The following is a 14,957-nucleotide window of genomic DNA, read 5'->3' as shown; positions in this document are numbered from 1 at the left end:
TTATATCGCATAACGAAAGCCCGCTTCTCAGCCGGCTTCGGATTCCTATCCTCATTTTATCCGTAACAATTACACTTTAACAATATAGCAGTAGGCCGCAATAGCGTCAACCACATTATTGATGCGGCAGTTATCGGGCGATCGTCTTGATGCCTTCCTGCTGGCATTCCTCGCATACGCCATAAATCTCAAAACGGTGGCTCAACACGCGATAGCTGCCGGGCAGCTCCAGATCTTCCTTCATCGGACAATAATCGAACGAAAGCGTCTTCTCGCAATTCGTGCAGATGAGGTGGTGATGATGGTGCTTGGCGCAATTCGCCCTGAACTTAAGCCCGCCGTCCATAAAATAAAATTGCTCCAGCACGCCCATATCGCTGAGCATCCGGAGATTGCGATAAACGGTATTGAAGCTGACGCTCGGATACTTCACGGAGAGCTGATCGTATACGTCCTTCGGAGACAAATAGCCATCGGTATCGGCGAAAATACGGGCAAGCGTCCGGCGCTGGTCGGTAATGCGCCATCCGGCCCTGCTCATCATGGACACCATCTCTTGGACAGTCGCGGCTTCGTTATCCAAATCTTCGTCATGAATGCATGCTTCGTTGTGTTCTTGCACACTCATCTGTGTCGACCTCCTATCCTTTATGTAAAAAGCAAGGACGGATTCATTAGCGCATAATCGGAAAGCGCAACGTAAGCCGGGTTCTGTTCTTCCGGTGGTAAGACGGACCTGGTGGTCCTCCCACGGATGGAAGCGACAATCATCTATCTAGGCCGTACGTTGCCGCACGGCTCAAGCGACCAACCCGAACGCGCCCCGGGCAAGGGCCGCGGCTCAAGGCCGCTGCGTTCCTCTTCGGTCTTGCTCCGGATGGGGTTTACCAGGAACAAAGTCGCCAGTGCTCCTCGTGGTCTCTTACACCACGGTTCCACCCTTGCCTGATCCGCGACGAGTCGCGGCCATCGGCGGTCCATTTCTGTGGCACTATCCTTCGGCTCGCGCCGACTGGACGTTATCCAGCATCCTGCCCTGCGGAGCCCGGACTTTCCTCTCGCGGCGCGAAGCCGCCAGCGATTGTCTGTCGAACTTTCCGATATGCACCGATAAGTATAACCAAAATCCCGCTCCGACACAATGGCAGGCGAATCCATGCACGCTTCTTGTGCACGATTGTTCTCTCACGCGATGGCCGCCGCATAAAGAAACGTCGCCGTGCGGAGTCTTGATCATTCGCTTTCCCGCCGCGATTTTCCCCTCTGTGATCAGCGTAAACAAGGCGACTCCTCAAAAACGGGCTACTTGAGCCTAAAAGGATCCGTGTGCACCTCGGAAGCGAACACTTCCGTAGCGTAGCCCTTCTCGGCGAGTCGCTCCCGCAGCCACTCCGCGGTCTTCGGACGCATGATCTTCTCCGCATAATGGCCCGGATCGACGATCGCAAGTCCGCCAGCTTCGGCGTCCTGGGCCGAATGGAAGTCGATGTCGCCGGTGACGAGCACGTCGGCGCCCATGAACATCGCACGCTTGATATAGCTGCGCCCGGAACCGCCAAGCACAGCGACCTTGCGCACTTGCCGATCGCCGTCCCCGACGACGCGGACGAACGGCATGCCGAGCCGCTCCTTGACCAGCTCGGCGAAGTCGTCCAGCGGCATGGCCGCCGGGAGCTTGCCAACCCGTCCGAGCCCGAATGAGCGGCCCTTCAAGTCGACGCCGTACAGATCGTAGGCGACTTCCTCATACGGATGCGACTTCAGCATCGCCTGCACGACCGCTTTGCGCGCGCTCTCCGGAACGATGATCTCGATGCGCGTTTCCTCTGCGGTTGCCAGCTTCCCTTTTTCCCCGATGAACGGATCGCTCCCTTCTCGCGGCATGAAGGTGCCGGTGCCCTCCACGTTAAAGCTGCAGTGGCTGTAATTGCCGATCCATCCGCCGCCCGCACGGAACATCGCGTCGCGTACGGCCTCGCCGTGCGGGCGCGGCACGAATACGGCCAGCTTGTACAGCTTGTCCGTATGGACCTCCTCCAGCACGTCGCGGCCTTCGAGGCCGAGCGCCTCCGCCATCCAATCGTTGAGGCCGCCCTCGGCGGTATCCAGGTTCGTATGCGACACGTAGACGGCGATATCCCGCCTGACCAGCTCGGCGGCCAGCGCGCCGGCAGGCGTATCCGTCTGCAGATGGGCGAGCGGCCGATAAATGACCGGATGATGAGCGACGATGAGCTCAGCGCCCAAATCTACAGCTTCCCGCACGACGTCCGTATTGACGTCGAGCGTCACCAGCACGCGCTTGATTTCCTTGCGCAGCGAACCGACCTGCAGGCCGATTTTGTCGCCTTCGACCGCAAAGTGCTTCGGCGCGAGCCGCTCCATTAGCTGGGCGATCGTTTCTCCCCTTGCAAGCATGCCAATACCTCCTCGATCTCTGCCGTCGTGCGCGTCCAGGCTTCCAGCTTGGTCCGGGTGTCCGCAGTGTCCGATTGCTTCATGCCTTGTGCGATTCGCTCCCGCTTCGTCAGTTCGCCGCGCCATTTGGCCATGAAAGCTTCGTCCGCCGAACGGAGCAGCAGCGGGCCCATCTCGTACAGCAGGGCGTGCGGGACCGCTTTACACTCCGCGCCGAGCAGCGACGGATCGTACAGCTCTTTGTGCCTAACTTCGGACGCCTCTGCGCTTGCCGCACGCTCCGCCCGGAGCAGCGTATAGATCTCGCCGTCTTCTTCGATAAGACATTCGAGGGCGAGCACGTAGCAATTCGTCTCAAGCCAGCGCCGCACCTGATCCTCGGCCACGTGCGGCGAGAGAATCAGCGTCGTCACGCCTGACAGCGCCTCGCCCGCTTCCTCAAGCAGCCGTACCATCAGACTGCCGCCCATCCCGGCGATGCAGACGGTGTCCACCTCATTGGCCGCAAGTACGGACAAGCCGTCGCCATGGCGGACCGACACGATGTCGCCTACGCCGGCGGACCGCACCTGACGCCTGGCGGCCTCGGCCGGGCCGGCATTCACGTCCCCCGCGACTGCATACGATATTGTGCCCGCCAACGCCAGGTGCACGGGCAGCAGCGCGTGGTCGGTGCCGATGTCGGCGAACCGAGCGCCTTGCTGCACGAGACCAGCCAGTGCGGCGAGACGCTTCGACAGCCTTGGCAATTCTATCGAAAGCTTGCCGTTCTTTTCATTCATGCTCATGCAACCCATTCCATCCATTGTCTGCGCAGCCGGAACATAAGCGTGCCGACCAGCGCGATTTTTACGAGCAGTTCGACCTGGATCCAGTTCCGGTCCACGCCGAACAGTGCCGAATATACTTCGGGCATAAACCATAAAATGAGCGCCGTCGCGAACAGCACGGCGCCGGTCGCCTTAAACTTCACGTGCGAGACCCAGCTGAGCCAGGCGAACAGCAGCGCTGCCGGCACCCAGAACACCTGCACCTCAAGCCAGCTCGGATCGGGTACCTGTCGGGACAGCACCGCTGCATAGAGCCCGATGACCCCCATCCATCCGAGCCAATGCAGCACCGCAAAGCGTTCCGCGATGCCGCATACGATCCAGATGACGGCGCTTGCGAGCAGCAACACGAACAAGCCCGGTCCGTCCATCCAGCCTTGAACGTGGAGGATCGCCATCCCCGTGGCCGGCAGCAGCAGCATGCCCGTGCTGAGCAGCGCCAGTCCGCGCGCAGGCAGACGCTCCCTGTAGCGGGAGCCGAGACCGACGAGCCCCCCCGTGCCGATGACCGCCACCGCTATTTGCAATGCCAGCGGAAACGCGCTAAAATGAAGGACAACAAGGCAGATCAAGGAAATTATGCCAATGACATACATCCATTGTTTTCCGGAAGCCTGACCGATCTGACGCAGTTTTTCGCCTGTCACGCTCTTGGGCCGGACCGTCAGATCGTCCAAATACAAATTCAGCAGGAAATCGCAATACTGTTCCGGCAGCATTTTTGCCCGGCGCCAGGACTCGATTTCCCGCACGACCCATTTCCTCTTGTCCTCATCCAATGGAGGCATGTCGATAGCTCCTCTCGCTCATGTAGCATCCCGGATGCCAAGAGGACCTTGCTGCCCATGAATCGGCGCAAGGTCCTCAGCATGAACGCAGTCCGGCGTTCGGCGCTTATTCCAGGAAGTCCTTCAGACGCTTACTGCGGCTCGGATGGCGAAGCTTGCGAAGCGCCTTGGCTTCGATCTGTCGGATCCGCTCGCGCGTAACGCCGAATACTTTGCCGACTTCCTCCAGCGTACGGGTACGGCCGTCGTCGAGGCCGAATCGCAGCCTGAGCACGTTTTCCTCGCGTTCGGTCAGCGTGTCCAGCACGTCCTCCAGCTGTTCCTTCAGCAGCTCGTAAGCCGCCGCATCAGCCGGCGCCAACGCCTCCTGATCTTCGATGAAGTCGCCCAGGTGCGAGTCGTCCTCTTCCCCGATCGGCGTCTCGAGCGATACAGGCTCCTGCGCGATCTTCATGATCTCGCGAACCTTATCCACGCTGAGCTCCATTTGCTCCGCAATTTCCTCGGGTGCCGGCTCGCGTCCGAGCTCCTGCAGCAGCTGCCGCGACACGCGGATCAGCTTGTTGATCGTCTCCACCATATGCACGGGAATCCGGATCGTCCGCGCCTGGTCGGCAATCGCCCGCGTAATCGCTTGGCGAATCCACCAGGTGGCGTACGTACTGAATTTGTAGCCCTTCGTATGGTCGAACTTTTCGACGGCCTTGAGCAGGCCCATATTGCCCTCTTGAATCAGGTCGAGGAAAAGCATGCCTCGTCCCACGTACCGCTTCGCGATGCTGACGACCAGACGCAGGTTCGCTTCGGCCAGACGCTTCTTCGCTTCCTCGCCGCCTTCGCCGCCAATCTCGATCTTTTTCGCCAGCTCGACCTCGTCGTCGGCGCCCAGCAGCGGCACACGTCCGATCTCCTTCAAGTACATGCGAACCGGATCGTTGATCTTGATGCCGGGCGGGAGCGACAGATCGTCGTCGAAGTTGAACTCGTCGCGTTCTTCATCTTCGCGTTCGCGGTCGCGGCCGCCTCCGATCTCGTCGTGATCGTTAACGACCTCGATGCCGTGATCGGCCAGCTGCTCGAAGAAATCGTCGATTTGTTCGGCGTCCTGGTCGAACGGAGACAGCTTCTCCATGATGTCTTTGTAGGTCAATCCGCCCTTTTTCTTGCCTTGTTCAATGAGCAGCGACTTGACCTGCTCCAGCGAGCTCTCCGTCTCGAGTCCGGTGTGTTGATCGTTCGCCATTTCCGACTCCCTCCTCCCTGCAGCGGCGGCATCAGCTTTCCTTCTGCCGTCTCTCCAGGGCGATAATCTCTGTCAATATTTGCGCGGCGCGCAGTGGATCACCGGTACGCTCCGCTCGATTCATTTCTTCGTACAAGCTCTGCAAATCGTCCTTTTTCGTCACCTGACGTTCGACCGTACGCATGCAATCGGCAAGTTCGCGTTCCCCGAAAGGCACTTCGATCAGCGCGATGGCGCTGGTCGCGCGCTCTAGCCGGTCGTCCTGCAGCGTTGCGATAAAGCGTCCTATGTCAGGAGGGTTGCCGTGCGCGTAGTAGGCATATAGATAAGCAGCGATTGCCGCGTGATCCTCCACATGGAAGCGATCGCCCAACCGTTCCTGCACGACGCCCGCCGTCTCGCCGTCCTGCAGCATCCAAGACAAAAGATACTGCTCGGCCTTGACATAGTCGACGGATACCTTGGGAAGCTTGGCCGAACTTCGGTTATCATTCCATTCATTATTCCACGATCCGCCCGGAATATCCCCAGCCGTTCCCAATTTCTCCTGCTGCCTGATCTTGAATACGTCCTGCTTTAAACTGTCCGTCGAAGCCCCGAATTCCTGCGCCAGCTCCTTCAGCATCAATTCCCGTTCGGTAGCCGATTCGCGCCGGGCTACAAGCTTAATCGCGTCTTCAAGGTATCGGAGCTTCCCGTCTTCTTCTAGCAGTATATGGGACTTCCTCAAATAGATGAGCTGAAATTTGAGGGCGGATACCGCGTCTTCGACGATCTCCCGCATGTAGGCTTCGGAGCCGTATGCCGAGATGTATTCGTCCGGGTCCATCTTGCCGGGCAGCACGCCGACCCGCACTCTGAAGCCGGCATTCTCCAGCAGCGGGATGCTCTTGCTAGCCGCGGCCATCCCCGCATCGTCCCCGTCGTAGCACACGATCGCCTCGTCCGCATAACGCTTCAGCAAGGATGCGTGCTCGCCGGTGAGGGCGGTTCCCATCGTCGCGACGCCGTTGTGCACGCCGGCCGACCAGGCCTTGATGACGTCCATGTAGCCCTCGAGCAACACGACCTGCCTCGTCTTGCGGATCGTACCCTTCGCCGCGTGGAACCGGTACAGCGTCCGGCTCTTGCTGAACAACGGCGACTCGGGCGAATTGAGGTACTTGGGCTGGCCGTCCGACATCAGTCGTCCCGCGAACGCGATAATCTTGCCGTCGCCGTCGTGGATCGGAAACATGACACGATCGCGAAAACGGTCCACGAAGCCCTCGCCCTCGTGTCGCCTCGAAAGCAGTCCGCCCCGGTCCATCTCGGCCAGGTCGTAGCCCTTCTTGTCCAGCGCCTGCGTCAGCGTATCCCATCGGGCCGGCGCGTACCCGAGCCCGAACTCCTCGATCAGCTTGTCCGTCATGCCGCGGTCCCGGAGATAGTTCATCGCCCCGGTACCGGCTGCGGTATTGCGCAAAACGGCGTGATAGAACTTCGCCGTGTAGGCATGCGCCTCCGTCATGACGGAGCGTTCCTTCTGGCGCTCGGACTGCTCGCCTTCGGGCGCCTGCCAGGAGATCGGAATCCCCGCCTCCTCGCACATGCTTCTGATCGCTTCGGGGAAGGTCTCGTTCTCGATTTCCATGACGAACTTGACGACATTTCCGCCCTTGCCGCAGCCGTAGCAATGGAAAATCTGCTTCTCCGGCGTCACCGTGAAGGAAGGCGTGCGCTCGGAATGGAACGGGCACAGCCCCTTCAAATACTTGCCGTTCCTGGACAACTGAACGTAACGACCGACGGTCTCCGCAATGTCGTACCGCCGAAGAACCTCGTCGATCGTCTCTTGTGGAATCATGCCGTTATTCATATTAAGCCATCCGCTCTGCCGTTCAATTTCGGCACGTAATACAATTCGCTAAGCGAACGAATTCTCCTGCAACCTCCGAAGCAGCAATGTCAGTTTTTGTTGAAATCGGTCGCGATCCTCGTCCGTGAAAGGTTTGGGCCCTCGCGTCCGCATGCCTCCCCGACGCTGCTTGGCCGAAAAATGCCGCTGCGCGAGCAGGCCGTCGATATCGTCCTCGCCGATGACCTTGCCGCGCGGTGTCAGCACCGCCGCTCCGCGCGCCAGTCCGAGCGCAGCCAGACCGTAATCGCCCGTGACGAGAATGTCGGCGCTTTTAAGCGCGTTGGCGATGTACAGATCCGCGGACTGGTCGCTCGCGTCCACCGTCACGACGTCGACGCCTTCCTCGGCCTGGAGCACGTGCGCATGCGAAGACACGAGGAGAGCTCTTGTCCCCGCGGCCCTCACGCATGCGGCGATCTCCGGCTTCACCGGGCAGGCGTCCGCGTCGACGACGACCCGGACCGAATTTTGCAGCATTCGACACCACCGCTCATTGAATATGGTATGAGTCCCTATTATATACGCTACCGGCGCGATAAATCCTTCCTCGAGCCCAAAATTTCAGGCCTTGTGCCCGTAAGAAAGCAACAACCAGCCGCCTCAAAGGCATGCCGGTTGTCCGCCATTTTTGTCGAAACCCGTCTATTTTTCCAGCTGCTCCATAATCAGGCTGGCCGTTTCTTCAACCGCCTTGTTCGACACATCGATGATGACGCAGCCAAGCTTTTTCATGATGCCATGCGCGTATTCGAGCTCCTGCTGGATCCGCTCCGCCGTCGCGTACGAAGCCGTATTCGGCAGGCCGAGCGCCTTGAGCCGTTCGACGCGGATCGCGTTCAGCGCGTCCGGCCGGATCGTCAGGCCGAAGATCTTGGTCTTCGGTACGAGGAACAGCTCCCGCGGCGGCGTAAGCTCCGGCACGAGCGGCACGTTCGCGACCTTGTACGTCCGGTGCGCGAGCACCATGGAGAGCGGCGTCTTCGACGTCCGCGAGACCCCGGTCAGCACAATGTCCGCCTTGCTGACGCCCGTTACGTCGCGGGCGTCGTCGTATCGGACCGCAAATTCGACCGCTTCGACCTTGCGGAAATATCCGGCGTCGAGCACATGGTTAAGCCCCGGCTCGTGCCTGGACTGACAGCCGAAGCGCTGCTCCATCTGGTCGATGAGCGGGCCGAGCAGGTCGATGGCCGAGATGCCGCGCCGTGCGGACTCCGATGCCATGTAGGCACGAAGTGCGTCGATGACAAGCGTATAAAGCACGACGGCGCGCTCGCTTTGCGCCGCCTCGAGCACGGCGTCGATCGCCGCCTCCCGCTGAATGAAGCCGGCACGACGAATCTGCACCTTCAGCGGGTGAAATTGGGCGGCCGCCGCCCGCACCGCGAGCTCTCCGGTATCGCCGGCGGAATCCGAGACGACGTAGACGGTTACGCTTGTTGCTTCCATGATGCAATCCCTCCGTTCGATTGGCCGCGGTGCGGCCCGCATCAGCCCGCGAGCTTGGCGAAGTCGGCGAAGCCGCGCACGTCGTCCGCGATCAGCCCGAGCAGCGCCAGCCGGTTGCGGCGGATCGCCTCGTCGTCGGCCATGACCATGACCGCCTCAAAAAACGCGGCGATCGGTCCGCTAAGCGCGGACAGCGCCGACAATGCATCGGACAGCCTTGCCTCGGCCGTCGCGGTCAGAATGTTGCCGTGCGCATTCATCCAAGCCTCGTGCAGCGCGCCTTCGGCAGGGTCCGCGAACAGCGACGCATCCACCTGGCGCGACTCCCCGCCCTTGGCCGCGAGATTTGCGACGCGCCCGAACGCTTCTGCAGCCGGACGGAACGCATCGCGGTCGTCGCCGCCAGCAGCGGCTTGCAGCGCCTGCGCCCGCAGCACCGTGCGGCGAACGTCGTCGCAGCCGGCGCCGAGCACCGCGTCGGTGACGTCATAGCGAATCTGCTGCTCCGTCAATACGTTCTTTACCCGCAGCGCAAAAAATTCGCCCAAATCCCGCGACGCTTCGAACGCTTCGCGTTTGCCGAGGCCGGCGGCGGCGTATACGTCCAGGGACAGCTTGAACAGGTCCGACAGCTTGAGCTCGAGCCCGTGCGCCAGCAGCGTCGATACGATGCCGGCGGCCTGACGGCGAAGCGCATACGGATCCTGGGAGCCCGTCGGGATGATGCCGATCAGGAAGCAGCCGACGATCGTGTCGAGCTTGTCGGCGATGCCCACGATCGCGCCCACGAGCGAGGACGGCGGATTGTCCGACGCGTTGCGCGGCGAATAGTGCTCGTTGATCGCCTTGGCGACCGCCGCTTCTTCGCCGAATTTAAGCGCGTAATCTTCGCCCATGATGCCCTGCAGCTCGGGGAACTCGTACACCATCTGCGTAACAAGATCGAACTTGCAAATATCGGCGGCACGCGAGGCCTGCGCGCGAACCGCATCGTCGGCCCTCAGCAGCGCGGCGAGCTTGTCGGCGGTCACGCGGATGCGGCGCACCTTGTCGGCGACCGTGCCGAGTTCCTCGTGATAGACGATGCTCTCCAGCTTCTGGAGGAAAGTGTCGATACGCCCTTTTTGGTCTTCGGCGTAGAAAAACTTCGCGTCGGACAGCCGGGCGCGCAGCACCTTTTCGTTGCCCTTTGCGACGGCTTCGAGCGATGCGGCGTCGCCGTTGCGCACGGTGACGAAATGCGGCTGCAGCTTGCCCTGCGCGTCAAGCACCGGGAAATAGCGCTGATGCTCGCGCATCGACGTAATCAGCACCTCCTGCGGAATGTCCAGGAAGGCCGGATCGAACGAGCCCGACAGCGCGGTCGGCGTTTCGACGAGGAAAAGCACCTCTTCGAGCAAATCGTCCTTGATGGCGATCTCCCAGCCGCGGGACTTCGCCAGCTCGCCGAGCTGCGACAAGATCGCTTCGCGGCGCTCCTCCACGTCGGCGATGACGTGCTGTTCGCGCAGCTTGGCCACGTATTCGGATGGATCGGCGATCTCCGCATCGGTGCCCAGGAAGCGATGCCCGCGGGTCGTGCGGCCGGTCTCGACGTCCGTGATCGCGAACGGCACGACCGCTTCGCCATGCAGCGCGACAAGCCAGCGGATCGGACGCACGAAGCGAAGGTCGTAAGCGCCCCAGCGCATGTTTTTCGGGAACGTCATCGAGGTGACGATCGCGGGCAGCGCCTCCGGCAGCAAGCCGGCCGTCTCCACGCCGACGCTGGACTTGTTGGCGTAAACGTACTCCACGCCGCCGAGCTCCTTGAAGAACAGCGCCTCGGGCTCCACCGCGTTGCTGCGGGCAAAGCCGAGCGCGGCTTTGGTCCATGCGCCGCTCTCGTCGAGCGCGATCTTGCGCGCAGGTCCTTTGACTTCCTCGCTGACATCCTCCTGGCGGTCGGCCAATCGACTTACAATAACGGCCAGCCGGCGCGGCGTCGCGTAGGCGGTCACGCCTTCATGCGCAAGGCGATTGCCTTCGAGCCATTTTTCGGTCTTGTCCTTGAGTTGCTCCATCGCGCCGCGCACGAACCGTGCGGGCACTTCCTCGAGGCCGATCTCGAGCAGCAGATCCTTAGGCATGGTCAGTCGCCTCCTTCTTCAGCAGCGGGAATCCGAGTCGCTCGCGCTCCTGCAAAAACGTCGCGGCGACCGATCGCGCCAGATTGCGCACTCTCCCGATATAGCCCGTACGCTCGGTGACGCTGATCGCGCCGCGGGCGTCGAGCAGGTTAAACGTATGGGAGCATTTGAGCACGTAGTCGTAAGCCGGGAAAACGAGATTCTCGTCCATCGCGCGCTTCGCCTCGCCCTCGTAGGTCGAAAACAGAGTAAACAGCATCGATACGTCCGAAACCTCGAACGTATACTTGGAATGCTCGTACTCGGGGTGCTTGAACACGTCCCCGTAGGAAACGCCATCGACCCATTCCAGATCGAACACATTTTCCTTTTCCTGGATGTAGGAAGCGAGACGCTCCATACCGTACGTAATCTCGACAGCGACCGGATGACAGTCGATGCCGCCCACCTGCTGGAAGTACGTAAATTGGGTGATCTCCATGCCGTCCAGCCACACTTCCCAGCCCAGGCCCCAGGCGCCGAGCGTCGGCGATTCCCAATTGTCCTCGACGAACCGGATGTCGTGCTTCAGCGGATCGATGCCGAGCCGCTTCAGACTCTCGAGGTACAGCTCCTGGATATTGTCCGGCGAGGGCTTCATAATGACCTGGAATTGGTGATGCTGATACAGCCGGTTCGGATTCTCGCCGTAGCGCCCGTCCGCCGGACGGCGGGAAGGCTCCACGTACGCGACGTTCCACGGCTCAGGTCCGATCGTGCGCAGGAACGTCATCGGGTTCATCGTGCCCGCGCCCTTTTCGGTATCGTACGGCTGTACGACGATGCAATCCTGCTCCGCCCAGAATTGCTGCAGCGTCAATGTCATCTGCTGAAAATTCAAGTCCGCCACTCCTTCGTAAATTGGGATCGAATCCGCTATTTTCCGCGGCGCCGGAACAAGGCAAAAAACTCCCGTCCCACGTCTGCCGCGCAGACATAGGGACGGGAGCTAGATCCCGCGGTTCCACCCTACTTGACGCCCGAAGCGACGCCGAGCGGGTCGTATCCGTCCGATCCGGATCGCCCTCGCGTGTCTTCGTTTGCCCGCTCTTGTGATGACTGTTCTCTCCGGAGCGCCCTTCGCCGATTCGTCGCGCCGGGCTCGCACCGCCCCCGACTCGCTTGCAGCTGCCGACAGGCAACCGGCTACTCTCTCCTTCAACGAGACCCTTGTCATCGATATGCAACATTTTAGCCGATGGACGCTTCCCCTGTCAAATGCCGGCGTTTATTCCCGGACCGTCACCTTCACCGGCGAATACTCGGCGATAACCGTCTGGCCGTGCACCGAGACGCTGCCTTCCGGCGACAGATCCTTTTCGGTCATGATCCCGAGCGCGATGGTGAAGCGGTTCATCTTGACAGGCACGTTCCGCTCGCGCCGCACTTCTGCGCCGTTCAGATAAAAGACGACTTCGTCCTCGGCGCGATTGTACACGATCTTGTATGTGTTGAATTCGCGCGCCTTGAAGTTCGTGTCTTCCTGAAACACGCAGAAAAACCGGGTCTTGTCCGACTTCGGCACCTCGACGCCCGGGAACGGCAGCACCGCGTAGACGGAGGCGTACTTGTCGTTGCCGGCGAAAAAGTCGAGCGCTGCGCCCGTCGTGAAATCGAGCAGATTGAGCGATACGTAGCCGTCGTACAGATCGCCCGGCGCCGTGCCGGTGCTGCGCGCGCGGATGTCGAGCTCGAAGCTGACCTCGCCGTTTTCCGGCACGACGACCTCCTCCACCGAATAGTACATATGTTTCGCATTGTCCAAAATCTGCACGCGGTCGTGACTCCGGCTGAGCGGCGCCCGGACATAGAGGATGCCGTTGCGGACGATGACGACCGCGTCGGGCTCCCGGTACTCCCAAAACGTGCCGTCGGGCAGCGGAAATCCGCCGATTTTCCATGTCTCGCCTTCGGATAGGATGCGGTGAAAATCACCGAATACCAGCTGCTTTTCCATTGAAGCGGTCACTTCCCGTCATTTTATTGGATAAGTCCCTGGATAATGAGACATACGATGAGAACGGAGCCGCAGCGATTGGCGGCCCGCACGGAAGCGCCCATGAGCGGCAAATACGCACGCGAGCTGTTCTGATCCTGCAGCCGGCCGTACGTCAGGTAAAGCGGAATCGCGGTAATCAGACCGACCAGCGCATAGGCGGGCAGTGCGCCTGCAAGTGCCGCCCCGACCAGCGACAACGCCGCGAGGCCGAGCAGCAAACGGGAAAACTGCAAGGCACGGCGTTCGCCCCACACGACGACCAGCGTCCGCTTGCCCGCCGCCCGATCCGCCTGCCAATGAAGAAAATGGTGGTTAAACAAAATTAACGTCGTAAGCAGACCGATCGGCAGTGACAGCAGGATCGCCCTGTAGTCGAACGTGGACGTCTGCACATAATAAGAGCCGAGCACCGGCAGAACGCCAAAAGCGAGCAGAATCGCAATCTCGCTATAGCCTTTGCCCCGGTAGCCGAAGCGAATCGGAGGCGCCACATAGAAATAAGCGATGAGGCCGCCCAGCGCGCCGAAGACAAACGCCCAAATCCCGCTGAGCAAAGCCAGTGCAACGCCGCTTGCGGCGGCGATTGCAAACAATCCCCAAGTGACCGCAGCGAACGTGCGCATGCTCCATACGCCGTTCGTCAAATAGCCTGAATTCGTGCCGATCGCGTCCGCCGTATTTTTCGCAGCTTCGTCGGTGCCGTTTTTATAATCCCAGAGATCGTTGATCATATTCGAAAACAGATGGGCCGCGCCCGAACCGATCAACGTGAGCAGCAGCAGCCAAATGTCGAAGACGCCGTCCCACACGTAAGCGCCTAGCGCCCCCAGCGCGACGGGCATGAGCATGACCGGGATGACGCGCATGCGCGAAGCTTTCATGAACCGTTTAAGTACGTCCATCGTGCCGCATCCTTTCCAGTTTTAATGGTCGAATTGCGCATAAGAAAACGGCTTCGCCGATCTGCCCAAATCCAGCGAACCCGCAGCTTGGCTTGCATCGTGTGCGTTACTTACTATAGTATAGCACAATTTGTCGAATCAGGGTACCGGTTTGAAGAAATCTTCGCCCCGCTCCCACTGATCCAAAAAATGCCGGGACTTCAAATTCAGCGCTAAATGATGATCGAACCACCTGCGCATAACGGTCGCCAGCTGCTTGGCCGTCGATTCCTTCACGGCGACGTTGCCGAGCCTCCGCATATCCATCGCGGAGAAGACGCGGAGCAGCTTCCATACGCCGTCCTCGAGCTCCATCGCCCTCGGATCGCGGTGCCGGCATAACGAGCATAAGGCGCCGCCCCCCGCCGCGCTGAAATAAAAGGTGCCGTCTTCCCGCCCGCAGCCTGCGCAGGCGTCCAGCATCGGCGCGTATCCCGCGATCGCCGCGATCTTCATCTCGAACAGCCGCGCGACGATCCGGGAATCCTTGCCTTCCGATATCGCCGTCAATCCGGCCTGCAGCTGATAATAAAGAAATGCGCCCGCATCCTCGTCCTGGATGGCGCGGTCGCACAACTCGACCAAGTAGGATGCATATGCGGCCTGATCGAGCCCTTCTCTGAGCCCTCTATACGATTCGATGATCTCGCCGCTGTTAAGGCTGCCAAGACCGCCGCCCTTGTAAAAGGAAAAATCGCCGAGCGTAAACAGCTGGGCGAGCGATGCGTAACGGCTTTTCGATTTACGGGCGCCGCGGATGACGATGCCCTGCTTGCCTAGAGACGGCGACAGGATCGTGACGATCTTGTTGCCTTCTCCGTGATCGATGCTGCGGATGACGATGCCTTCCGTCCGATAGAGCAACGGTCTCTCCCCGTTTCTGTCGCCCCTGCAGGGCCGGGTCGCGCGCCGAGTGTCGGTGCGCGACGAGCGCGTGCCGAAGCCGATCTGTCTAGGCGACTTTAGGCTCCCGCTCCGTTCTCTTCCCCTTCGCCCTCTGGAACCGGTTCTTCCGACGCCAGGCCGGCGGCTCCGGGCTGAATCATTTCCTTGTAAAGCAGGTAGGCTTCGATATCGCCGGTCTGCGTAAACACGTGCCACGTGAAGTCCCGCAAAGCGCCACATCCTCCCCGGTGGAAATGAAATCTTCCCAAATCGCCACCGTTAGAATGCCACCGTCGCCGCGCCGGTATGCCTGACAACATTTGTCCGAAGCCCCGG

General features: G+C 60.6%; 14 protein-coding genes and 1 other RNA gene. All 15 read right to left on the bottom strand.

Annotated features, from left to right (window positions below; all coding sequences use genetic code 11):
- Positions 1-130: 130 nt before the first annotated feature.
- A complete protein-coding gene (locus tag ACFSR7_RS31835) occupies positions 131-628 on the bottom strand; it encodes a Fur family transcriptional regulator (RefSeq protein ID WP_378168598.1) in 498 nt (165 codons plus the stop codon).
- A gap of 57 nt (positions 629-685) precedes the next feature.
- An RNA gene (gene rnpB / locus ACFSR7_RS31830) (RNase P RNA component class A) lies at positions 686-1,097 on the bottom strand.
- A gap of 205 nt (positions 1,098-1,302) precedes the next feature.
- Positions 1,303-2,418: a Nif3-like dinuclear metal center hexameric protein gene (locus ACFSR7_RS31825; RefSeq protein WP_378168596.1), complete on the bottom strand. Its 1,116-nt coding sequence runs from the start codon at positions 2,416-2,418 to the stop codon at positions 1,303-1,305.
- Positions 2,385-3,206, bottom strand: a complete 822-nt coding sequence (locus ACFSR7_RS31820) for a tRNA (adenine(22)-N(1))-methyltransferase (RefSeq protein ID WP_378168594.1) — start codon at positions 3,204-3,206, stop codon at positions 2,385-2,387. Before ACFSR7_RS31820 ends, ACFSR7_RS31825 begins: the two co-directional genes overlap by 34 nt.
- Entirely contained in the window at positions 3,203-4,036 is an 834-nt protein-coding gene (locus ACFSR7_RS31815) for a hypothetical protein (RefSeq protein WP_378168593.1), read from the bottom strand. The genes ACFSR7_RS31820 and ACFSR7_RS31815 overlap by 4 nt, the downstream gene beginning before the upstream one ends.
- Positions 4,037-4,142: 106 nt before the next feature.
- Positions 4,143-5,279 (bottom strand): RNA polymerase sigma factor RpoD, encoded by a 1,137-nt coding sequence (gene rpoD, locus ACFSR7_RS31810; RefSeq protein ID WP_282909440.1) that lies wholly within the window; start codon positions 5,277-5,279, stop codon positions 4,143-4,145.
- A 31-nt stretch (positions 5,280-5,310) separates the two neighbouring features.
- Positions 5,311-7,137: a DNA primase gene (dnaG, locus tag ACFSR7_RS31805; protein WP_378168591.1), complete on the bottom strand. Its 1,827-nt coding sequence runs from the start codon at positions 7,135-7,137 to the stop codon at positions 5,311-5,313.
- Between the two features lie 48 nt (positions 7,138-7,185).
- Positions 7,186-7,656 (bottom strand): YaiI/YqxD family protein, encoded by a 471-nt coding sequence (locus ACFSR7_RS31800; protein WP_378168589.1) that lies wholly within the window; start codon positions 7,654-7,656, stop codon positions 7,186-7,188.
- 165 nt (positions 7,657-7,821) lie between these two features.
- Complete coding sequence (locus ACFSR7_RS31795) at positions 7,822-8,628, bottom strand: pyruvate, water dikinase regulatory protein (protein WP_378115547.1); 807 nt, start codon at positions 8,626-8,628, stop codon at positions 7,822-7,824.
- A 41-nt stretch (positions 8,629-8,669) separates the two neighbouring features.
- Positions 8,670-10,757 carry a glycine--tRNA ligase subunit beta gene (gene glyS, locus ACFSR7_RS31790; RefSeq protein WP_378168587.1) on the bottom strand — a complete coding sequence of 696 codons (2,088 nt, stop codon included), beginning with the start codon at positions 10,755-10,757 and terminating at the stop codon, positions 8,670-8,672.
- The gene (gene glyQ / locus ACFSR7_RS31785; RefSeq protein ID WP_378168585.1) at positions 10,750-11,637 is read right to left on the bottom strand and encodes a glycine--tRNA ligase subunit alpha; all 888 of its coding nucleotides are present in this window, start codon (positions 11,635-11,637) and stop codon (positions 10,750-10,752) included. The genes glyS and glyQ overlap by 8 nt, the downstream gene beginning before the upstream one ends.
- Positions 11,638-12,024: 387 nt before the next feature.
- Positions 12,025-12,753, bottom strand: coding sequence for a DUF6081 family protein (locus ACFSR7_RS31780; RefSeq protein WP_378168583.1), 729 nt, complete (start codon positions 12,751-12,753; stop codon positions 12,025-12,027).
- A 23-nt stretch (positions 12,754-12,776) separates the two neighbouring features.
- Complete coding sequence (locus ACFSR7_RS31775; RefSeq protein WP_378168581.1) at positions 12,777-13,697, bottom strand: prenyltransferase; 921 nt, start codon at positions 13,695-13,697, stop codon at positions 12,777-12,779.
- A gap of 138 nt (positions 13,698-13,835) precedes the next feature.
- Positions 13,836-14,600, bottom strand: a complete 765-nt coding sequence (gene recO, locus ACFSR7_RS31770; RefSeq protein WP_378168579.1) for a DNA repair protein RecO — start codon at positions 14,598-14,600, stop codon at positions 13,836-13,838.
- 98 nt (positions 14,601-14,698) lie between these two features.
- Positions 14,699-14,851 carry a YqzL family protein gene (locus ACFSR7_RS31765; RefSeq protein WP_090115089.1) on the bottom strand — a complete coding sequence of 51 codons (153 nt, stop codon included), beginning with the start codon at positions 14,849-14,851 and terminating at the stop codon, positions 14,699-14,701.
- Positions 14,852-14,957: the final 106 nt, after the last annotated feature.

Source organism: Cohnella sp. GCM10020058 (assembly GCF_042683485.1).
In the GTDB taxonomy this organism is placed as follows: Bacteria; Bacillota; Bacilli; order Paenibacillales; family Paenibacillaceae; genus Cohnella.
This window is presented reverse-complemented; position numbering and strand designations above follow the sequence as displayed.